Below are 22,129 nucleotides of genomic sequence, written 5' to 3'. Positions count from 1 at the left end.
GTCCTGCCTCTTGTGCCCCAGCTTGTGCCGAGGCTACAAATGACAATCGAACGCCTCGTGCCCGCACTCTTCGTGCTGCTCTGGTCGACCGGATGGATCGTTGCACGCTATGCTGCGCCGCACGCCGATCCGCTCTTCTTCCTGTCCCTTCGCTACGCCTTCGCCGGCCTCGTCTTCCTCGTGTTCTGCGTCATCGTGCGAGCCAACTGGCCGCGGACACGCGCCGAATGGGGTCACGCCGCTCTCTCCGGCGTGCTGCTCCACGCGATCTATCTCGGCGGCGTCTGGTGGGCGATCGCGCATGGCGTTCCGACCGCGCTTTCGGGGTTGATCGCTGCCCTCCAGCCGCTTCTGACAGCATTGAGCGCTCCGTTCATCGTCGGCGAGCGGCTGTCGTCCGGCCAAAGGCTCGGCATCGTGCTGGGTCTGGTCGGGCTGTTGATCGCGATCGTGCCGAATATCGCTGCACTCGATCCCGCCGAAGTCGGCGCGGCGATCGTCCCCCTCATCGTCAACGTGGTGGCGATGTTCTCGGTCACCGCCGGCACGCTCTATCAGAAGCGGTACCTTCAGACAGGCGATCTTCGAACCATCGCCACATTGCAGTATCTCGGCGCGTTCGTTGTCACCGTGCCGGCCGTGCTGCTGCTCGAGGACATGCGGATCGTCTGGAATTTCGAAGTCTGGGTCGCGCTCTTGTGGTCGGTCTTCGGGCTTTCGGCGCTGGCGATCGCGCTGCTGCTATACCTTATCCGCCGTGGCCAGGTCTCGCGCGCGGCCTCGCTGATCTATCTGGTGCCGCCGACTGTCGCCGTTCAGGCGTTTCTCTATTTCGGCGAGGACCTGCCGTTGCCGATGATCGTCGGCACGGTTGTGGTGGCGATCGGCGTCTATCTGACAAACCGGAAATAAGCGACTGGTTCGTGATAGGGCCGCCGGACATGCAAACGGCCGCTCGATGGCGGCCGTTTGTCGTTTCTTCCTGGCGCGCAATGCGTCAGGCGGTGCGGCGCTGGCCTTCGCCCGATCGGCGCTGACCGGCCTTGCCGCGGAATTTCTTGCGCTGGGGACGGGCGGACGGTGCATTGCCGCGCCGCTCCCTCTGGCCGCCGTTGCCGGCGCCGCGCGGGCCGCGGCCACCACCGCCACCGCGTTTCGGACGGGCCTGATCGGCCGGCGCGTCGCCGCTGGCCACCGAAATCGAAATGCCCATCAGCTTCTCGATGTCGCGCAACAGGCGGATCTCGTCCGGCGCGCAGAATGCCACGGCTTCGCCGTCACGCCCGGCACGGGCGGTGCGTCCGATGCGATGCACATAGGCGTCGGGGACTTCCGGCAGATCGTAGTTATAGACATGCGTGACGCCGGGAATGTCGATGCCGCGCGCAGCGACGTCGGTGGCGACAAGAACGCGAATCTTGCCCTCACGAAAACCCTTCAGGGCACGCTCGCGCTGGTTCTGGCTCTTGTTGCCATGGATCGAGGCGGCCTCGAAGCCGGCAGCGGCAAGCTGTTTCATAAGCTTTTCCGAGCCGTGCTTGGTGCGGCCGAAGACGAGCGCCAGACCATTGGGATTGGCTCGAAGGCTTTCCATGAGCAGCGCCGTCTTGCCCGACTTGTCGGTGACGAAATGCACGCTCTGCTCGACCTTGTCCGCGGCCTTTCCGGGCGGGCTGACCTCGACGCGTATCGGGTCGGTCAGGTAGCTGGCGGCCAGTTCGGCGATCTGCTTCGGCATTGTGGCCGAGAACAGAAGCGTCTGGCGCTTCTTCGGTACGAGCTTCACGATCTTTCTCAGATCGTGGATAAAGCCGAGGTCGAGCATCTGGTCGGCCTCATCGAGGACGAGACGATGCGTCTGGTGCAGGCTCAGCGCCTTGCGATCGACGAGGTCGAGCAAACGGCCCGGCGTGGAGACGAGAATGTCGACACCCTTGTCCATCATGCGGATCTGGCCGTTGATCGACACGCCACCGACGACGACGCCGACCTTGAGCGGCGTCTTCTTGACGAACGATTTCAGGTTGACCGCGATCTGATTGACCAGTTCGCGGGTCGGCGCGAGAATCAGGGTGCGGGCAGAGCGCGGTTCGGGCCGCTTGCCTTCGGCGATGAGGCCGTCGATGAGCGGAAGGCCGAATGCGGCCGTCTTGCCGGTTCCGGTCTGGGCGAGACCGACGAGGTCGTGTCCCTTCAGCACCAGCGGAATCGCTTCATTCTGGATGGGTGTCGGTATTTCGTAGCCGAGCGATTCGATCGACTGGAGGACGAGCTTGGACAGGCCAAGCGTCTGAAAATTCTGCAAAATAATATGCCTTTCAGGCGTGGGCAGCACGCCGCTCGGACTGATGTCCGATCGGTCGGCCTCAAGAACCCCGCGTGAATGGGAACTTGGATGAACGAAAGCCTTCGGGCGTTTAGCTTTGTCAGGGCCGATAGGCCATGCACGCTGACGCCGCTTTAAACCTTTTTGATCGGATGAAGTTTGTCCGAAAGAGCCAGCTCACGCGGCGGCCGAAAGGGAAAGCTTGGTCGCATGTCGTGCTTTTCCCGCCGAAAGTCAAGCCGCCATTGCGCTCGCCTGCTGAAACCCGTGCGGCGGCGGAGATTAACGATGGCGCTTCATCGCCGCGCGATTTTTGCCGAATCGCCTTCCCAGTATGGCGCTAATCGGTATGATCGGCCAACTTCCGGTCGCAATCGGAAGGAGCATCCAGAGAGGACCCCGGCTGCAAAAGACGGCCGGCATTCAGGGAGATAATGTTCATGATGTTGCCAAAACTCAAACTCGCGCTCGCCACGGGCGTCGCGGTCGCAGGCTTTTCGACGGCGACACTGGCGGAAGATTTCACGGTAGGCTTTCTCGGCGGCATCACCGGTCCGATCGAAAGCCTGATGCCGCCCATCCAGGCAGGCGCCGAACTGGCGATCAACCAGGCGAACGAGCAGGGCGGATTCTTCGGTGACGGCAGCCAGGGCTCGCTCGCCGTCGGGGATACCGGCTGCGAAGCCACCCGTGCTGCCGACGCGGCCGACCGTCTGGTCAACGTCGACGGCGTTGCGGCGATCGTTGGCGCGATGTGCTCGGGCGCAAGCGTTTCGGCCGCCAACAATGCGGCTGTTCCCGGCGGTGTCGTCATGGTTTCGCCGGCCTCCACAGCGCCGTCGCTGACCACGCTGGAAGACAGTGATCTGGTCTTTCGAACCGCGCCGTCGGATGCGTTTCAGGGCGAGGTCCTGGCCAATCTCCTGGCCGACAAGGGAATCACCAGCGTTGCAGTCAGCTACGTCAACAACGACTACGGCAGCGGCCTTGCCGATGCCTTCGGCACGGCCTTTCAGGCCGCTGGCGGCGAGGTCCTGACGTCCGAAGCGCATGAGGACGGCAAGGCAGACTACCGCGCCGAACTCGGCTCGCTGTCTTCGACGGGTGCGGAAATGCTGGTGGTGCTTGCCTATGTCGATGGCTCTGGCGGCACGCTCATCCGACAGGCAGTCGAAGGCGGCGACTTTTCGCAGTTCGCGGGCGCCGACGGCATGGTCGGCGGCCGGCTTGGCGAACTGGTCGGCGAAGGCGCAGACGGCATGATCGCCACGCGTCCGGGCTCGCCGGACCTGCCGGGACGCGACGCCTACGAGGCTGCAGCCGAAGAGGCGGGCTTCGATCCCAATGCCACCTTCGCGGCCCAGTCCTATGACGCAGCGTTCCTGCTGGCGCTCGCGCTGGAGAAGAACGGCGGCGAGAAGGAGGGGTTGAACGAGGCCCTGCGCGAAGTGGCGACCGAACCCGGCGAAACGATCCTGCCTGGCGAATGGGAAAAGGCCGTTGAGCTGATCGCGGCTGGCGAGGACATCAACTACGAAGGTGCCTCGGGCAGCCACGAGTTCGACGATGCCGGCGACGTCCCCGGCGTGTTCGACGAGATGGTCGTCGAGGGCGGCGAGTTCACGCTCGTCGGTCCAGCCAGCTAAGGCTCTTCGGCCGGTTGATCTTTACTAAGTCCTGAGGCAGCCCGCGTGCATTGCAGCACGCGGGCTGTTTTTACGTCGAGCCGACCGACTTAGTCCCATTTTTCGGAGCGTTTGCGTAACGGATTGGAAACCCGGCGTCTTTAGCCATTTAAGTGTGGCATGGCAGGGGGCGTCTCATGATCCATTTTCCGGTTCCAGCCGACGAAGAGGCAAGATTGCGTGAGCTTCTGGCGCTCAGCCCAGGTGATGGGCAGGCAAGCGCGGAGATGGAAGCGATCGTCGCGCTCGCCTGCAGCATATGCGATGCGCCAACCGCGCTGTTGAGCCTCATCGACAAGGACACGCAGCGAATTCTCGCCAAGGTCGGCTTTCGCGGCCGGACGGTGCCGCGCCACCACGCGTTCTGCAATCTGACCGTCTTCGGAAACCAGCCGTTCTTCGTAACCGATGCGGCGCAGGACCAGCGGTTCGTCGACAATCCGTTCGTCGCCGACGGCGTGCGCTTTTATGCCGGCGTGCCGTTGCGAGGACCGTCGGGCCAGCCGGTCGGGGCGCTGTGCGTCATCGACACATCGGCGCGGGAGATCACGGAACAGCAGATAGGGCAGTTGCAGAACCTGGCGACGCTCGCCGAAGTGTTGTTGCGGCAGGACAGCGATGCGCGCCGGCTTGCCGATCTTTCGCGCACCGTGCTGGCTGACGGCGAGCAGTTGCGGGCGCAGGCGCGCGAACTCGACGTGATGCATCGGATGCTGGAAGACGCCTCGGTCCTCGGCGAGATGGGAGCCTTCGACTACGACATGCGAACCGGCCGGACCCGCTGGAGCGATTCCATGAAGCGGATCCACGAGATAGAAGGAGATATCCAGTCGACCAACGATTTCAGCCATCTCAAGCAGTTCTATTCGCGCAAGGATCTGGCGCAGTACGTTCGCGCCGTCCGTCATGCGATGGAAACGCGGCAGACGGTCGACATCGAAGCGTCGATCCGCACCGCAAAGGGCGCAAAGCGATGGGTGAGGGTGCGGGTCGGGTTCGAATATGAGAATGGCGAGCCGGTCCGGCGCTTCGGTATCATGCAGGACGTCAGCCGCCAGAAGCGCATGGTCGACCGGCTGGACTACCTGGCCAATCGCGATCCACTCACCGGGCTCTACAATCGCAACTACTTTCTGCGGCAGGCCGACCAGTTCCTGGCTGCCCATCCCGACCGTTTGCGCGGCGTCGCGATACTTGATCTCGACGGATTCAAGTCGATCAACGACAGCTATGGTCACGGGGCGGGAGACGCATGTCTCAAGGTTGTGGCAGCCCGCTTGCGTGAGTACTGCAACAACACGTCGATCCTCGTGCGGCCCGGCGGCGACGAGTTCACGATCGTTTTTGCCCGCAACGGCGACAGCGACGATACCCTTGCCCGCTTCGAGGGGCTGCGCCAGGCCGTGGGACAGCCGATCGAGTGGAAAGGCCTGACGTTCCAGGTTTCGGTCTCGATCGGCCTTGCGCTCTGGGATGGTGGGCGAAAGGCCATGACGGCAATGGAGCTGGTCCAGCAGGCCGATCTTGCCGTCTACAAGGCGAAGGCCTCGGGGCGCAATTGCGTGGCGTCCTACTCATCCGATCTTCATCGCACGGCCCTCAAGCGGTTCAACCTGATCAGCCGTGCACGGCAGGCGATCGAGCGGCGGGAGTTCGTCCTTTTCTACCAGCCGAAGGTTCGCCTTTCCGACCAGAAACTCGTCGGGTTCGAGGCGCTGATCCGCTGGCGCCAGGATGACGGGAACTTCAAGACGCCCGGTCATTTCCTGGCGGCGCTCGAAGATCCGGAAATGTCGCGACGCATCGGCGCCTTCGTTATCGAGGCTGCGGTGGAACAGGCGCGCGCCTGGCGGGCCATCGACTTCGACTTCGGCCATATCGCGATCAACGTGTCGTCGAGCCAGTTCGCGGGGCGCAGCTTCGTCGACGATCTCATGGCCAGGATGGACGCGGCATGCCTTGCCCCGACGGACATTCAGGTTGAGGTGACGGAAGGAGTGCTGCTATCGACCAGCGGCACGGTGGACGTCGCGCTCAGGCGGCTTTCGGAGCGCGGCATCAAGGTCGCCTTCGACGATTTCGGCACGGGTTATGCCTCGCTGGTCCACCTGCGCCAGTTCGAGATCGATATCATCAAGCTCGACATGTCGTTCATCCAGTCGATGCTGACTTCTCAGGCGGACATGGCGATCGTGCAGACCGTGCTTCTGCTGGCGGAACGCCTCGGCAAGACGGTCGTCGCGGAAGGCGTGGAGACCGACATGCAGATGGAGATGCTGCGGGTCAACGGATGTCAGTTCGCACAGGGTTACCTTTTCAGCCCGCCTGTGCATCCCGACGCGGTGTTGGCGCAATGGGGCGGGAACACCCGCCAGGCCGGGTAAGAAATCCGGCCGGGCGGCGCATGCTCAGCCCTTTCGGGAGAGCCGTTCCGGCATCAGCCCCTTCGGTGCGAACCTGAGGACGAGCGTGATGGTCAGCCCGATGACGAAAACGCGCATGGAGAGCGCGCGGCTATCGAGATCGGCCGGCGGCTGCCAGCCGAAGGACTGACCAATCGTGCGGATATGATCGAAGATATAGAGCGTCACGGGCTCGGACATCGTCCAGATGATGTAGACCAGCAAGGCGCCGAAGATCGCGCCGCGATTGTTTCCAGGCCCGCCGAGGATGACCATCACCCAGATCAGGAAGGTGTGGTTGAGGTCGAGAAAGCCATTCGGGTCGAAAATGGTATTGAAATGGATGAGGGCGGCCCCGCCGATGCCCATCAGAACGCAGCCGAAGACGAAGATCTGCAGGCGCCGCCGGTTGACGTCCTTGCCCATTGCGGCGGCCGCGTCCTCATTGTCGCGGATGGCCCGCATCATGCGGCCCCACGGCGCGCCATAGGCCCGCTGCAGGAGAAGATAAACGATAACGAGCATGACCGCCGTCATCACGAGATATCCCGATCGGGCGGCGGTGAAGCCGATCTCGCTTGCCGTCGGGAGCGGCCAGGGCAGGGGCGATACCGTCTGCGTGCCGCGCGTCAGCCAGTCGGCATTTTTCAGGAAGGTCTTGATGATCTGGGCGATGCCCAGCGTCGCGATGGCAAGATAGTCCGAGCGCAGGCCGAGGCAGATCTTGCCGACCACCCAGGCGATGGCGCCAGCGACGACACCCGCAAAGCCCCATCCGATGTAGACGGGCAGGCCGAGCCCACCGACGAAGCCAGCCTCGCTCTCGATATAGCGGGCGGCCGGATCGAGGCTTTGGGACACGACGAGATAGGCGATTGCGAGGGTTACGAGCGTCAGGAACGTGACCAGTCCCTTGGGCAGACCAAGCTTTCCCGACCGGGAAACGGCGAAGACCAGGCCAGCCCCGATGACGATCTTGACCGCGATGTCGCCGATAAGGGACGGGCCGTCGGAAGCCCAGAAGGCGCCGTTCACGGGATAGCTGATGAACATCGAGGCGAATGCACCCGCCGCGATGAAGCCCATGATCCCGACATTGAAGAGACCGGCCGTGCCCCATTGCAGCGACAGGCCGAAGGCGATCAGCGCGTAGCACAGCGCTTCCACGGTGACACGAAGCGCGTAGGCGGTGCCCTGCGACATGAACACGGCAAGGAGCAGAACGCCGAGCGCGGCAAAGAGCAGGAGATCGCGGCGATTGTCGCCGGCGGTGAAGCTGGCCATCACAGCACCCTTCCCTTGAAGATGCCGGTCGGGCGGTAGATCAGGATGATAATGAGGAGGACAAACGGGACCATCAGCTTGTATTCGGTTGGTACGAAAGCCAGCGAGGGGGGCACCTCGAACGCGCCGTCTGTCATTCGGGCGATCGGCCGGAGCAGCACGGACCAGTTGAAGACCGCGAGCGTTTCGGCATAGCCGACCACGAAACCGCCTGCGATTGCGCCGTAAGGCTGGCCGATGCCGCCGACGATCGTGGCGGCGAAGATCGGCAGCAGGATATTGAAGGACAGGTCGGGCTTCAAAGACACGTCGAGCGCGAGCATGGTCCCGGCAAGAGCCGCCAGCCCGCCGCCGATGATCCAGGTGGTGCGCACGACGGTTTCGATGGAAATCCCGGTGACCTGTGCGAGCGAGGGATTGTCGGAGACAGCACGCATTGCCTTGCCGAGGCGCGAGCGCGACAGGAAATAATGCAGTGCGACGACGGCGATCGCCGTCACGATGAACAGCGCGATCTGCGGCTCCGTCAGCGTGATCATCTGATTGGCGCCCGGCACCTCGATGCGGAAAATGTCCTTGCGTTCGTTGAAATACATCTCGCGGGAAGAGGGGCCGGCGAACAGTCGGATGACGCCCTGCAGCATCAAGGTCACGCCGATCGAAGCCATGACCAGGACGATGCCGCGCGCGCCGGCGTTGCGCAACGGACGGTAGAAGGCCCGGTCGATGCCGATCGCCATCCCCGCCGTGACCAGCATGACGACGGGCAACATCATCATTGCAAGGGGCAGCGGCGCCGTGACCCCGGCCGCTGCCAGCGCCGCGGCCATCGCATAGGCGACGAAGGCGCCGAGGGTCATCATGTCGCCATGGGCGAAATGGGCGAAGCGCAGGATGCCGAAGATCAGCGTCACGCCGATCGCGCCCAAGGCATAGATCGAGCCGATGATCGCGCCGGCGAAAATGCCCTTGTTGATGAAGAAGACGAGTTCGTTCATCGGACCCTCTATCCTCCCAGGAAGCTCTTGGCGACTTCCGGATTGTCGAGCAGGGCCCGGCCGGTGTCGGTGTAGGAATTGTGCCCGTTGGCAAGAACGAAGCCCTTGTGGGCAATGGCGAGCGCCTGCTTGGCGTTCTGCTCGACCATCGCGACGGTGACGCCGGTCTTGTTGATGGCGATGACGCGGTCGAAAATTTCCGACATGTACATCGGAGACAGCCCAGCCGTCGGCTCATCGAGCAGGATCATCTTCGGCTCGATCATCAGCGCCCGGCCGAAGGCGACCATCTGGCGCTGGCCGCCGGACAGCTCGCCGGCCGGTTGGCGGCGCTTGTCCTTCAGCGGCGGAAACAGCGCATAGATTTCGTCGAGAACGTGCGAGAAGTCATCGCGCCGCGTGTAGGCGCCCATCTCCAGGTTCTCGTGCACGGTCAGTGTCGGGAAGACATTGTCTTCCTGGGGCACCATGGCGATCCTGTGTGCCGCAAGCTTCTCCGGGCTCATGCCGGTAATGTCGCGGCCGTCGAAATGGATCGAACCGGCGGTGATGTTCAGCATGCCGAAGATGGCCTTCAGCGTCGTTGACTTTCCGGCGCCGTTGGGGCCGACGATTACGCCGATCTCGCCTTCTTCGAGCGTCAGGTTGACGCCCTTGAGGATCATCATCTGGCCATAGCCGGCGTGCAGGTCGCGGATCTCGAGCAGGCTCATGCGCGCGCCTCCTCGTCTTCCACGTGGTAGGAGGTGGCATTGCCGGTCGGCGAGCCGCCGAAATAGGCCTCGATGACGGCCGGATCCTTCTGGATGTCCTCGATATGTCCCTTGGTCATCACGCTGCCGGCGGCCATGACGATCACCGGATCGCAGAGCCGTGCGATGAGGTCCATATCGTGCTCGATGACGAAGAAGGTGTAACCCATCTCCCTGTTCAGCCGCTCGATGTTGGAAGCAAGATCGTTCAGCAGCGTGCGGTTGACCCCGGCTGCGATCTCGTCGAGCAGCACCACCTTGGCATCGGCCATCATCGTGCGGCCGAGTTCGAGAAGCTTTTTCTGGCCGCCGGAGAGGTTGCCGGCTAGTTCGTGCTTCACATGGGTGATCTTCAGGAAGTCGAGGACTTCCTCCGCCTTGCGGCGGATTTCCGATTCCTGTCGGGCGACGCGGCCGGGCAGGAACCATGCGCCGCCAAGACCCTCGCCCGTCTGGCCGTCCGGGACCATCATCAGGTTTTCCAGGACGGTCATGTTGGAGAATTCGTGGGCGATCTGGAAGGTGCGCAGAAGGTGGCGATGAAAAAGAACGTGGGCGGGAAGCCCGGTCACGTCCTGCCCATCAAGAAGGATGGCGCCTGACGTTGGAGGAAAGTTTCCCGCGACCATGTTGAAAAGCGTCGACTTTCCCGCGCCATTCGGGCCGATCAGCCCGGTGACCGATCCACGCTCCACCGACAGGCTGCAGTCGTTGACGGCGCGGAAGCCGCCAAAGCGCTTTGTGACGCCCTTGACCTCGATAATGGCTGACATCGTTCCCCGCGGGCGACATTGAGCGCCCGATTGTCGTTGTTTTCGTTCCCCCGGCCGTCAATTCGACGCCTGGGGCCGCAATTGGCGCGCTCTCTATCACCGGCGCTCGCCTATGGGAAGAGCATGCCCGGCCTGACGCTTCGCCGCAATCGCGGTTCTGCACGACGCGTTGCCCATCTCACCGCATTTTGACCTCTGCGCGGTCCTAAATGCACAACGGGCCCTCGATGAGGGCCCGTTGCAATCGGTTCGATGATGCCGCAATCAGGATGCGGCTTCACGCGCGGCCGTCAGCCACTCGTCGACTTCCGCCCGGTTCTCTTCGATCCACTCGGCCGCATGGGCTTCGATGTCGGCGGTCTCGTTCTCGCCTTCGTACATCTTGGCGTTCTGCTCGAACACGTCCGCAAGGGGCACGGATGCCGCTTCGAGAAGAGCGCGGACCGACGGGTTTTCCTCGAGGAAGGCGCTGTTGGCGACCGGCACGATGTCGTTGGCCGGGAAGCCGAGGGCGCAAGGATCGTTGACGCAGCCTTCGACGCCTTCCAGCGTGGCGGCGTCTTCAAGGCCCTTGGTCGATTCCGGCAGGTCGATCTCCGGCACTTCGATCCACACGACGTCCTCGCCGGGCTTCAGGACATTGACGGTCCAGTTCGGCGTCCAGGTGTAGAAGAAGATCGGCTCGCCCTGCTCATGCGCTGCAACGGCGTCCGCCATGGAGGCCGAATAGCCGGCCTTGATCGGATTGACCGTGTCGCGCAGGCCATAGGCGTCGAGATGGTGCTCGATGCCCTCCTCACAGCCCCAGCCGGGCGGGCAGGCGACGAGATCGGCCTTGCCGTCGCCATCGCGGTCGAACAGTTCGGCGATCTCGGGGTCCTTGAAGTCCTCGAGGTTGTCGATGCCGTGCTCGTCGGCCGTCGCCTTGTCGATCAGATAGCCTTCCAGGGCGCCGCCTTCGGCGACCGTGCCGACCTTTTCGGCTCCGCTTGAGAAGTCGTCCTCATAGGTGTTGTGCAGCGGGAACCAGCCATCGACCCACAGGTCCATGTCGCCCTGTGCGACCGATTGGTAGAAGATCGGGTTGTCGAGCGCGCTCGGGCCTTCGACCGTGTAGCCCAGCTCTTCCAGCATCTGCTTGTAGATCTGGGTGTAGAAATAGCCGGTGTCCCAGGTCGGCTGGGCCATGTTGATCGTTACGCCTTCGCCCGGCATGTCTTCCTGCGCGAAAGCCCCGGTTGCCGCTGTCAGGCAGAGAGCGGCAACGGCGACGCCGCCGGAGAGCCGTGTGATGAGGTTCGATGCTGACATGATGTGGTCTCCCTATGTCGGTTTTTTCGTCGTTCCTGCGCCAGTTGGCGCAGGAACCGTTCGGTCCGCGTGCAGCGGCGTTCAGCGGGCGGACGGCGCCGGCTTGTCCGCCGGAGCGGATGCGGTGCGCCCTGCCGGGCTGAAATAGGATTTGAAGGTCGCCAGAAGCGACGGTGTCTTCACCGATTTGCGTTCGGCAAACGACTGGGTGATCCGGTCGAGGATGATCGCCAGAATCACGATGCCGACCCCGCCTTCCATGGCGGTGCCGACGTCCAGACGCCCAAGGCCGGTGTTGACCGTCAGGCCGAGCCCGCCGGCGCCGATCAGGGCCGCGATGACGGCCATGGAGAGCGCCATCATGAGCGTCTGGTTGAGCCCTGCCATGATGGTGCGAAGCGCCAAAGGAAACTGCACTTCCCAGAGCACCTGGCGCGGCGTGGACCCGAAGGCGTAGGCAGCCTCGACGAGGTCGGAGCGCACCCCGCGAATGCCGAGATTCGTCAGGCGGATGATGGGTGGCAGCGCGAATATGATTGTCGCGATGACGCCTGGTACGGTGCCGACGCCGAAAAGCATGACGATCGGCACGAGATAGACGAAAGGCGGGATCGTCTGCATGATGTCGAGGATCGGGCGGAGAACCGACATGAAGCGGTCGTTGCGGGCGCCGAGAATGCCAAGCGGGATGCCGATCAGGGCGCAGAAGAAGACCGCCGTGACGATCATGGCGAGCGTCGTCATCGTCTGCGACCAGACGCCGATCAGGTCGAGAAAAACCAGTGCCAAAGCGGTGAAGATCGCGACGCCACGGCCGGCCGTTCGCCAGGCGATGAGCGTGAGGATCGCCGCGAAGAGGAGCATCGGCATTGCGTTCAAGAACGCGTCGAGTCCATCCAGCACCCATGAGATCGGCACCTGCATGGAGCGGAAGAGGGGCCGGAAGTTCGGCACCAGCCAATCCTTCACGCCGGCGTCGATCCAGTCGCCAAAGGGGATTTCAAAAAGATCTGACGGGCTAAACATACCAATCGCTCCGGACTGAATTTCAAGAGGCGACCGCCGGCTCAGGCGGGCGTCACGCGCTTGTCGGCGGCTGCCGCTGCTTCGGATTCGCCGCGCACGAGTTGGGCGAAGATCGCTTGCGGTTCGACGACGCCGACCAGTGTTCCCTCCGCATCGACCACGCCGACCGGCAGGCCGGTGGTGGATTTCTCGTAGAGCGCATGAAGCTCGGCGTCCGCGGCGATCGTCTCGAAGTCGCGGCGCAGGACGGTGCGGATGTCTTCGTTCTTGTTTCGGCGGCTGGCCGCGGCAAGCGCGCGGTAGGTCGCAATGCCGGTGACCGATCCGTTCTCGGTTGCGAACAGGGCGTCGCGACCGAGGTCTTCCATGCGCGCCAGGGCATCCCCGATCGTGTCGCTTCCAAGTTCGATCGGCGCAGGGTCCATCGCGATGCTGTCGACGGAAAAGACGCGCGAGCGGTCGATGTCCTGGGTGAACGCGGCGACGTAATCGTCGGCGGGGCTGCCGACGATCTCCTGCGCCGTCCCGACCTGCACGAAGCGGCCGTCCTTCATGATCGCGATCTTGTCGCCGAGGATCAGCGCTTCGTTCAGGTCATGGGTGATGAAGATGATGGTCTTCTTCAGCGTCCGCTGAAGAACGAGGAGTTCTTCCTGCATGTCGCGCCTGATGAGAGGATCGAGGGCCGAAAACGGCTCGTCCATCAAGAGGATTTCGGGCTCGGCGGCGAGGCCGCGCGCCAGGCCGACACGTTGCTGCATGCCTCCCGACAGTTCGTCGGGATAGCTGTCGGCGTAAGTGTCGAGCCCGACTTGCGCGAGCGCGGCGAGGGCCTTCTCGCGGCGCTCGGCCACCGCCATGCCCTTGACCTTGAGGCCGTAAGCGACGTTGTCGACAACCGTCTTGTGCGGAAACAGCGCGAAATGCTGAAAGACCATCGCGACCTTCTCGCGCCGCACCTGACGCAGTGTCTCGGCCGGGCACGAAGCAACGTCGGTGCCGTCGATCAGGATTTCTCCGCGCGTCGGCGCGATGAGGCCATTGATCATGCGCACGAGCGTGGACTTGCCCGAGCCGGACAGCCCCATCACGACGAAGATCTCACCCTCGGCGACATCGAAGCTGGCATCGTTCACGCCCACCGTATGGCTGGTTTCCGCCAGGATCTCAGCCTTGGATCGGCCGTTCTTCAGAAGTTCGAAGGCCGGATCTGTGTCGTCACCAAATATCTTGTATATATTTTTCGCTGTAACCTTGGTTGCCATGAGGTCCGTTCAAATAGAGATTGGCTGAATGATCGCGATCAACGCGAATTGACGGGCAAGATGCCGCTTGGCGTTGCCTTGAATGTTTGTCGATGAGTTTGAAATAGGGCGTGGGATCGGAATGGCGCGGACGATACCGGCGCTGTATTCGGATGGCAACCGCTGTGGCACATTTTAATCCTCCCGTCGCCGGACAATGTCAGAGGGGGAGGCGTGTGGCCGTGCAAAATGCGCCGCACGCATGTCGCTGATAGAAAAATACGCGGCGCGTCGAAGACGGCCCGAGCATCGCGATGGTGCGTTGCAAAATAGTCGAAGGAATTTTTGAGGCGAGTGTTGATCTCTGGCCAAAAAGTGACATGCTTAGCCCCATCAAAACAAGCGCACAAAGCGCTGTAAGGGGAACATAAGCAAATCTCACTCGTCGAGATTTGCTCAATTGGGAAGGCGTTCTTTGGAACTTCTCTCACCAATTTCGGGCGTGAAGTCCGGATTTCATGACCTATCAGATGCACCAATGTGGCCGTCGCAAGGCGTGTCGCTTCGTCAGCACGCATATCCTGTTTGCGACATTGTGAAGCGCCGCGATTCTTGGTCCGATCGTGCCGGAAGCGGTGAGGGCCGATGACAGCAGAAAACGCATCGCAAAGCCGTGGCGCAAACGTGCGCTACGAAAATGTTCAGAAAAGCTATGACGGCGAAACGCTCGTCGTCAAAGATCTCAACATCGACATCAAGCGCGGTGAGTTTCTCACCATGCTGGGGCCGTCCGGCTCGGGCAAGACGACCTGCCTCATGATGCTCGCAGGGTTCGAGCCGGCGACCAATGGCGAGATCTTTCTGAACAACGCACCGATCAACGACGTGCCGCCGCACAAGCGCGGGATCGGCATGGTGTTTCAGAACTACGCGCTCTTTCCGCACATGACAGTCGCCGAAAATCTTGCCTTCCCCCTTCAGGTACGCAAGATGAGCAAGGCCGATCAGGAAGCCAAGGTGAAGAGGGCGCTCGAAATGGTCGAGTTGCCGACCATGGGCGGCCGTCGTCCGGCGCAGCTTTCCGGCGGTCAGCAGCAGCGCGTCGCCGTGGCCCGGGCGCTGGTGTTCGAGCCCGATCTGGTGTTGATGGACGAGCCCCTCGGCGCGCTCGACAAGCAACTGCGCGAACAGATGCAGTTCGAGATCAAGCACATCCACGAAAGTCTCGGTGTCACCGTCGTCTATGTCACGCACGACCAGACGGAGGCGCTCGTCATGTCGGACCGGGTGGCGGTCTTCAACGATGGCGTCATTCAGCAATTGTCACCGCCTGACACGCTGTACGAATCGCCGCGCAATTCCTTCGTCGCCCAGTTCATCGGCGAGAACAACAAGCTCGACGGAAAGGTCGAGAGTATCGATGCCGATTATTGCTCGGTTCGACTGACCGACGGTACGCAGCTTAAGGCCGAAAAGGTCAATGTCAGCAGCGTCGGCGATCTGACCACGCTGTCCCTGCGCCCGGAGCGGGTCGAGACTTCGGGTCTCGACGGCATGGAGAATGTCGTGCGCGGACACATCGAGGAATTGATTTATCTCGGGGATCACATCCGGGTTCGCATGAACATTGCGGGCAACCCGGATTTCGTCGTCAAGGTTCGCAACCGTTCCGGCGAGCAGAAGCTCAAGGAAGGGCAGGAACTTGATGTTGGTTGGCGTGCCAGCGACTGCAAGGCGCTCGACCATGTGCAGTGACGGCGCGGCGCGTTCCGCTCCTGTCGCATTGCGCGAAATTGCCGCCGGAACGTTCCGGCTGGCCGGAATGTCCGCCACACCCATCGGTGCGGCGGTAATCACCACAGGGAGAACAGTAAATGCTTAGGAAAATGCTGCTTGCATCTGCTGCAACGGTCGTCGTGACCGCTGCCACACCGGCGCTCACGCAGGACGCCGACAGCCTGACGATCGTCTCCTGGGGCGGCGCCTATGAGCGGTCCCAGCAACTGGCCTATTACGAGCCCTTCACCGAAGAGACCGGGGTCGAAATCCTGCAGGAATCGGAATCGGCCAACGGGCTTGCCGGCATCCGCTCGCAGGTCGAGGCCGGCAACGTCTCGTGGGACGTCGTCGACCTTCTTCAGTCCGACGCACAGCGCGCCTGCGACGAGGGGCTCCTCGAAGTGATCGACCCGGCCGAATGGCTGGCCGATGGCGACGACGGCACCCCGCCGGAAGAAGACTTCATCGAGAACACGATGGGCGACTGCTTCATTCCGCAGATCCTTTACGCCACCATGTTCGCCTACAACACCGAGGCTTTCCCGGACGGTGGCCCGCAGACGGTCGAGGACATCTGGGATCTGGAAGCGTTCCCCGGCACGCGTGCCCTGCAGCGCATCCCGCAGAAGAACCTTGAATGGGCGCTTCTTGCCGACGGCGTCGAGCCGGATCAGGTCTATGAGGTGCTGGCGACGGAAGAGGGCCAGGATCAGGCTTTCGCCAAGCTGGACGAAATCCGCGACAGCGTCATCTGGTGGGAAGAAGGCGCTCAGCCGCCGCAGCTTCTCGCCGACCAGGAAGCCGTGATCGCGACGGCTTACAACGGCCGCATCTTCGATGCGCAGATGAACGAGGACCAGCCCTTCGAGATCATGTGGGATCACCAGATGTTCGAAGTCGACGGCTGGGTCATCCCGGTCGGCAATGAGGACGAGCTGGACACGATCAAGGAATTCATCCGCTTCTCGACTGACACGCAGCGGCTTGCCGACCAGGCGCAGTACATCGCCTACGGTCCGGCGCGCAATTCCTCGGCATCCAAGGTCTCGACCTTCGAAGGCACCGACATCGAGATGGCGCCGCACATGCCGACCAACCCGGAGAACCTCGAAACGGCGATCGCCTTCGACGTTCAGTTCTGGGCCGACTACGGCGACGCTCTCGAAGAGCGCTTCAACGCCTGGCTGGCGCAGTAACAGCCGATGCCTGCCGCCGACCGGTCGATCAGACCGGTCGGCGGGTCAACACTCGATCGCAATAACCAGGCGGACGCCGGATGACCGACGCTACGATGGCAGATATGGCCGCTTCCGGCGGACAGGAACTCAAGACCAGCGACGGCCGTTCGCTGAAGGCCGCGCTGAAGGCTTCGCAGAGCGTCGAGCGGCGGCGGGCCTTCCTTCTGGTCCTGCCACTGCTTGCCCTTCTCGTCGCATCCTTCATCATCCCGATCGGCCAATTGGTCACGCGTTCGGTCTACAATCCGGAAGTCGCAAGCTATCTGCCTGAAACCTCCAGTGCGCTTTCGGGCTGGAACGGCGAGGGAGTACCGGACGAGGAAGTGTTTGCCGCGCTGGCGGCCGACATGGTCGTTGGGGCGGAGAACCGCACGATCGGCCGGGTTGCCGCGCGCATCAACCGCGAAATGCCCGGCACGCGATCAATGATCATGGGCCTGTCACGCTCGGCCGAAGAATTGCAGCCTCCCTACCGCGAGGCCTTCCTGGCCGACGACGAAGGGTGGGGCGAACAGGCGCTCTGGCGCTTCCTCAAGCGCGAAACCCGCATCATCACGCCCGCCTATTACCTGATCGCCACCGATCTTGAGTACAACGCCGAAGGCGAGATCGTACAGCGTCCGGAGAATTACCAGGTCTATCGTACCCTGTTCTGGCGAACCGCCTGGATGAGCCTCACCATCACGGCGCTCTGCGTTCTGCTCGGCTATCCGATCGCGCATCTTCTGGCGACCCAGCCATTGCGGATCGCCAACATCCTGATGATCTTGGTGCTCCTGCCGTTCTGGACGTCGCTTCTCGTGCGCACATCCTCGTGGATCGTGCTCTTGCAGCAGCAGGGGGTGATAAACGACATGCTCGTGTGGCTCGGCGTCGTCACCGATAGCGGGCGTCTGCGGATGATCTACAACAAGACGGGCACGATCATCGCGATGACGCATATCCTGCTGCCGTTCATGATCCTCCCGCTCTATTCCGTCATGAAGACGATACCGCCGTCCTACATGCGCGCGGCGCGCTCGCTCGGTGCGACGCAGACCTACGCCTTCACGCGTGTCTACCTGCCGCTGACCATTCCGGGGCTTGCCGCCGGCGTGCTGCTCGTCTTCATCCTGGCGATCGGCTATTACATCACGCCGGCTCTGGTCGGCGGCGACAGCGGCATCTTCATCTCGAACCTGATCGCTTCGAACATGCAGAGTTCGCTGGCCAACCTCAAACTGGGTGCGGCGCTCGCGACGATCCTGCTGGTCCTCGTCATGCTGTTCTACTTCGTGTTCAACAAGCTGATCGGCGTTGACCGATTGAAGTTCGGCTAGGAGGAAACCCATGTCTCTGCCCGCCTATGCTTCGACCGGCGAACGCGCCTGGTACTACAGCTACAGGGTCATCTGCGGCCTGATCTTCCTGTTCCTGATGTTCCCGATCATCGTGATCGTGCCGCTCTCGTTCAACGCCCAGCCCTATTTCACCTTCACCCGCGAGATGCTGTCACTCAATCCGGAGGGCTTTTCCACCAGGTGGTATAACGCGCTGTTCAACAGCTCGCGCTGGATGGCGGCGATCCAGAATTCGTTCTTCATCGCGATCTGTTCGACGCTCATCGCCACGACGCTCGGCACGCTCGCCGCGCTCGGCCTCAGCCGGCCGCACATGCCCGCGCGCGCTTTCATCACCGCCTTCCTGATTTCGCCGATGGTCGTGCCGCTGATCATCACAGGCGCTGCGCTCTTTTCGTTCTATGCGCGTCTCAACCTGACGGAATCCTTCGTTTCCATCATCCTGGCGCATGTCGTTCTCGGCACGCCTTTCGTCGTCATCACTGTCACTGCGGCGCTATCGGGCTTCGACCAGAGCCTGATCCGGGCCGCGCAGAACCTCGGCGCCAGCCAGACGACGACGTTCTTCAAGATCATTCTGCCGTTGCTTCTGCCGGGCGTCATTTCGGGTGCGCTCTTTGCGTTCATCACCTCGCTCGACGAAGTCGTGGTGGTGCTGTTCCTCGCCGGTCCTGCACAGGAGCCGATGACGGTGCGCATGTTCTCCGGGCTTCGCGAGAATATCAATCCGACGATCCTCGCCGTCGCGTCCGTGCTCGTCTTCATGTCGATCATTCTGCTGACGACGCTCGAGCTCATCCGCAGGCGGCAGGAGCGTATGCGCGGCATGTCTCCGGGCTGAAACTGCCATCCAACGGAACGTGGTTAACACATTCTTCAAGCCGGCCATGCATTCTGCATAGGGGGACGGGGGGCAGGAATGCCTCCCGCATGGATTCTTTGGCGAGGTGGTGCCCGTGTCATCAGCACACGAAGAGCTTGATCAATCCGAATTCGAGGCCTTGATCGAGCGCGTCGGCGCCGCCAAGCTGCCCGCATATCTCAAGAGCGGAGAACTGCGTTTTCAAGCCGTGAGCGGACCTTATGCCGTGGAACGGGGCATGCTGCCTGGAGCGCTTGTGGGGCAAGGCGATCCCGGCCGCGAAGAGGAGGGCTACGACCGCGCGCGCGATGAGGCGGAACGGCGCTGCCTGGTGTTCGGCAAGAGCCAGCGGCTCGCCGGGTCTGCCCGTGACCGTGCTGGCGGCCAGATGATCTTCCACCGCATCCGCGGGCCGCGTGGGGCCCTTCATGTCCTCGCACACGATCCGCGGATCGATCTGCAGTTGCGCGCCGAGGCGCCGGTCGAGGACAAGCCGTGCGACGATGGCACGGGTGTGGTGACCCCGACCGAGACTCGGAACAAGGAACTGGAGGATGCCATTCAGGCCATGCCGATGGGCGTGGTCCTGACAGACCGCGACCTGACGATCGAACTGGTCAATGGTCCGTTCTTCGACATCTGGAAGCTGATGCGCCGCGAAGATCTTGTCGGCCGCAATTTCCGTGCGCTGATGGACATCAATCGCCACAACGGCATCTACGACGTCGAGGACACGGATTGGGAGACCTACGTTGCCCGCCGGCTTGAGGAAATAGCGAAAGGCGGCGTCGCGCCGCGCCCGTTCCGGCGAGCCGATGGCGTCGCGCTCATGTATTCGGTGACCCCGATTTCCGATGGCCGCCGGATGATCTGCTACTACGACATCAGCGATCTGGAAGAGCAAAAGCGCAAGGCCGACGAGGCGAGTCAGGAGACGACCCGCACGCTGCGCCTGCTCGACGATGCGGCCGAGGCCATGGCCCAGGGGCTCATGATCTACGATCAGGAGAGCGTCATCTACACCAACCGGCGCTTCCATGAATTCCTGGATGTGCCGAGGGACAAGGTCGCGCCGGGCCTGCCTTGGACCAACCTTATCGACTACTGCGCAGCGCGCGGCGACTACGGCCCGCCCGAAGCGGCGGCCAAGGCGTCCGCCTATATCCGCGATTGCGCGGCGAAGGGCATCGTTCATCAGATGGAGCGGCGCGGCCGCGAAGGCAGGTGGTTGCGCATCGACGGCAAGCCGACGGCCGGCGGCCTCACCGTAGTGACCTATTCGGACATCTCCGAACTCAAGTCCCGCGAAGCGGATCTGGAAGCGCTCGTCGTGAAGGCGGAAGCATCCGACCGTGCGAAATCCGAATTCCTGGCAAATATGAGCCATGAGATACGCACGCCCATGAACGGCGTGCTCGGCATGGCCGAACTGCTGTCGAAAACCGATCTCGACACGCGTCAGCGCACCTATTGCGACATCATCGTCAAGTCCGGCAACGCCCTTCTCACGATCATCAACGACATCCTCGACTTCTCCAAGATCGAGGCCGGGGAGATCACGCTCGACTCGCAGCCCTTCGACCTGCGCGATGCGGTCGAGGATATCGCCAGCCTGATGGCCACGGGCGCCAGGGAAAAGGATCTGGAATTGGCGGTCAGCATCCCACCGGAACTGCCGCAAGCGGTCATCGGCGATGTGGGGCGCTTCCGCCAGGTATTGACGAACCTCGTCGGCAATGCCGTGAAGTTCACGGAGAAGGGCCATGTGCTCGTCAGCATCGACGGGGCAGTGTCCGACGAGACGCTGGCCCTGACGATCAGGGTCGAGGATACGGGGCTTGGCATTCCCGCGGACAAGGTCTCCGCCATATTCGAGAAGTTCAGCCAGGTCGACGGCTCGTCGACGCGTCGTCATGAGGGCACCGGTCTCGGCCTTGCGATCACGCAGCGACTGGTCGCGCTGATGAAGGGCGAGATCACGGTGGACAGCGAGGAGGGGCGCGGTTCCGTCTTCACGCTGTCGTTGGCTCTGCCCGTCCACAAGGCGGCGGCGCCGGCTCGGCCCGAGGCTGCTGAACTGGCCGGGACGCGAATTCTCGTCGTTGATGACAACGCGGTGAACCGAGACATCCTGCAAACACAGCTTTCAGCGCGCGGTTGCGACGTGTGCGCAACGATCGACGCGGCGGAGGGGCTTGCGTTTCTGCGTGCTGCCGCCGGTATCGGCGTGACCGTCGATTGCGTCATCCTCGATCATCACATGCCTTGCATGACGGGACTTGAGATGGCTGCGGAGATTCGGCGCGATCCGCAGTTGGCGACGACGCCGCTCGTGCTTTTGACATCGGTCGATGTCGATCCGCTGTCTTCGGACATCACCGCGCTGGGTCTTGCTGCCTGGCTGACCAAGCCGGCGCGCGAGCATCTTCTTCTGGAAACGCTCGCAAGGGCGATCGCTGGCAAGCCGACCGGGGCGCTCGCGACTGCAAACGAGACGGCCTCACATGCCGAGCCTCGATCGCCGGCAGAGCAGGACGAATCGCTCGACCTTTGGATCGACGACGAACGTCTTGCCGAGTCGGTCGCGGGTATCGGCGCGGCGCTGTGGGCCGATGACGAGGCAGATCACGGCGAGCATGCCCACACTGACCGTGACATGGGACGCAAGGCGCAGAGCGCCGGCCGTCCGGTCTCCCCGCGCGCCCGTCAGAACGTCGATATCCTCGTTGCGGAAGACAACGAGGTGAACCAGATCGTGTTCAGCCAGATCCTCGACGATCTCGGCGTGGTCTATCGCCTTGTCGACAACGGCGCATCGGCTGTGGAGGCGTATGCGAACATGGCGCCGCGGCTGATACTCATGGATGTCTCGATGCCCGTGATGAACGGGCACGAGGCGGCCCGTTCGATCCGCCAGAAGGAAAGCGCGGCCGATCGCCGGGTTCCGATCATCGGTGTGACGGCCCACGCGCTCAAGGGTGACCGCGAGGCGTGTCTGGAAGCGGGCATGGACGATTATCTGTCCAAGCCGATCAGTCCGGAAGCACTTGAGAAGAAGATCAGGCAGTGGCTCGACATCGATGCGCTGGCCGCGCGTGCCGGATAGGGT

Annotated in this window: 16 protein-coding genes; 8 read left to right on the top strand and 8 right to left on the bottom strand. The window is 62.7% G+C overall.

Annotated elements, in window-relative coordinates; genetic code table 11:
• Positions 1-39 precede the first annotated feature (39 nt).
• The gene (locus tag CN673_RS13200) at positions 40-912 is read left to right on the top strand and encodes a DMT family transporter (protein ID WP_099866815.1); all 873 of its coding nucleotides are present in this window, start codon (positions 40-42) and stop codon (positions 910-912) included.
• A gap of 85 nt (positions 913-997) precedes the next feature.
• Here CN673_RS13200 and CN673_RS13195 read toward each other — a convergent pair whose 3' ends face one another.
• Positions 998-2,305, bottom strand: coding sequence for a DEAD/DEAH box helicase (locus CN673_RS13195; RefSeq protein WP_099866814.1), 1,308 nt, complete (start codon positions 2,303-2,305; stop codon positions 998-1,000).
• 461 nt (positions 2,306-2,766) lie between these two features.
• Here CN673_RS13195 and CN673_RS13190 point away from each other — a divergent pair, with 461 nt between their 5' ends.
• Together CN673_RS13190 and CN673_RS13185 are read left to right on the top strand one after the other, a co-directional pair.
• Complete coding sequence (locus tag CN673_RS13190) at positions 2,767-3,972, top strand: ABC transporter substrate-binding protein (protein WP_198585992.1); 1,206 nt, start codon at positions 2,767-2,769, stop codon at positions 3,970-3,972.
• A gap of 176 nt (positions 3,973-4,148) precedes the next feature.
• The gene (locus tag CN673_RS13185) at positions 4,149-6,395 is read left to right on the top strand and encodes a putative bifunctional diguanylate cyclase/phosphodiesterase (protein ID WP_099866813.1); all 2,247 of its coding nucleotides are present in this window, start codon (positions 4,149-4,151) and stop codon (positions 6,393-6,395) included.
• Between the two features lie 24 nt (positions 6,396-6,419).
• Here the strand turns inward: CN673_RS13185 and CN673_RS13180 are convergent, their stop codons facing one another.
• The 7 genes from CN673_RS13180 to CN673_RS13150 all read right to left on the bottom strand — a co-directional run bounded on the left by CN673_RS13180 (position 6,420) and on the right by CN673_RS13150 (position 13,822).
• Entirely contained in the window at positions 6,420-7,697 is a 1,278-nt protein-coding gene (locus CN673_RS13180; protein WP_099866812.1) for a branched-chain amino acid ABC transporter permease, read from the bottom strand.
• Positions 7,697-8,695, bottom strand: a complete 999-nt coding sequence (locus tag CN673_RS13175) for a branched-chain amino acid ABC transporter permease (RefSeq protein WP_099866811.1) — start codon at positions 8,693-8,695, stop codon at positions 7,697-7,699. The genes CN673_RS13180 and CN673_RS13175 overlap by 1 nt, the downstream gene beginning before the upstream one ends.
• An 8-nt stretch (positions 8,696-8,703) precedes the next feature.
• Positions 8,704-9,408, bottom strand: coding sequence for an ABC transporter ATP-binding protein (locus tag CN673_RS13170; protein ID WP_099866810.1), 705 nt, complete (start codon positions 9,406-9,408; stop codon positions 8,704-8,706).
• The gene (locus CN673_RS13165; RefSeq protein WP_099866809.1) at positions 9,405-10,220 is read right to left on the bottom strand and encodes an ABC transporter ATP-binding protein; all 816 of its coding nucleotides are present in this window, start codon (positions 10,218-10,220) and stop codon (positions 9,405-9,407) included. Before CN673_RS13165 ends, CN673_RS13170 begins: the two co-directional genes overlap by 4 nt.
• 264 nt (positions 10,221-10,484) lie before the next feature.
• Entirely contained in the window at positions 10,485-11,531 is a 1,047-nt protein-coding gene (gene proX / locus CN673_RS13160) for a glycine betaine/L-proline ABC transporter substrate-binding protein ProX (RefSeq protein ID WP_099866808.1), read from the bottom strand.
• Between the two features lie 81 nt (positions 11,532-11,612).
• The gene (locus CN673_RS13155) at positions 11,613-12,557 is read right to left on the bottom strand and encodes an ABC transporter permease (protein ID WP_099866807.1); all 945 of its coding nucleotides are present in this window, start codon (positions 12,555-12,557) and stop codon (positions 11,613-11,615) included.
• A gap of 41 nt (positions 12,558-12,598) precedes the next feature.
• On the bottom strand, positions 12,599-13,822 hold the full coding sequence (locus CN673_RS13150) for a quaternary amine ABC transporter ATP-binding protein (protein ID WP_099866806.1): 1,224 nt from the start codon (positions 13,820-13,822) through the stop codon (positions 12,599-12,601).
• A gap of 624 nt (positions 13,823-14,446) precedes the next feature.
• Between CN673_RS13150 and CN673_RS13145 the strand changes: the two genes are divergently transcribed.
• From CN673_RS13145 to CN673_RS13125, 5 genes are all read left to right on the top strand, one after another.
• Positions 14,447-15,556, top strand: a complete 1,110-nt coding sequence (locus tag CN673_RS13145) for an ABC transporter ATP-binding protein (RefSeq protein WP_099866805.1) — start codon at positions 14,447-14,449, stop codon at positions 15,554-15,556.
• A 119-nt stretch (positions 15,557-15,675) separates the two neighbouring features.
• Complete coding sequence (locus CN673_RS13140) at positions 15,676-16,776, top strand: ABC transporter substrate-binding protein (protein WP_198585991.1); 1,101 nt, start codon at positions 15,676-15,678, stop codon at positions 16,774-16,776.
• Between the two features lie 80 nt (positions 16,777-16,856).
• Positions 16,857-18,137, top strand: coding sequence for an ABC transporter permease (locus CN673_RS13135; RefSeq protein ID WP_245409898.1), 1,281 nt, complete (start codon positions 16,857-16,859; stop codon positions 18,135-18,137).
• Between the two features lie 10 nt (positions 18,138-18,147).
• A complete protein-coding gene (locus CN673_RS13130; RefSeq protein WP_099866803.1) occupies positions 18,148-18,999 on the top strand; it encodes an ABC transporter permease in 852 nt (283 codons plus the stop codon).
• A 115-nt stretch (positions 19,000-19,114) separates the two neighbouring features.
• Positions 19,115-22,126, top strand: coding sequence for a response regulator (locus CN673_RS13125; protein WP_157928894.1), 3,012 nt, complete (start codon positions 19,115-19,117; stop codon positions 22,124-22,126).
• Positions 22,127-22,129: the final 3 nt, after the last annotated feature.

The sequence above is a fragment of the Neopararhizobium haloflavum genome, assembly GCF_002750855.1.
GTDB classification, from domain to species: Bacteria; Pseudomonadota; Alphaproteobacteria; order Rhizobiales; family Rhizobiaceae; genus Georhizobium; species Georhizobium haloflavum.
The sequence above is the reverse complement of the archived record's forward strand: the minus strand, read 5'-3'. Positions and strand labels throughout refer to the sequence as shown.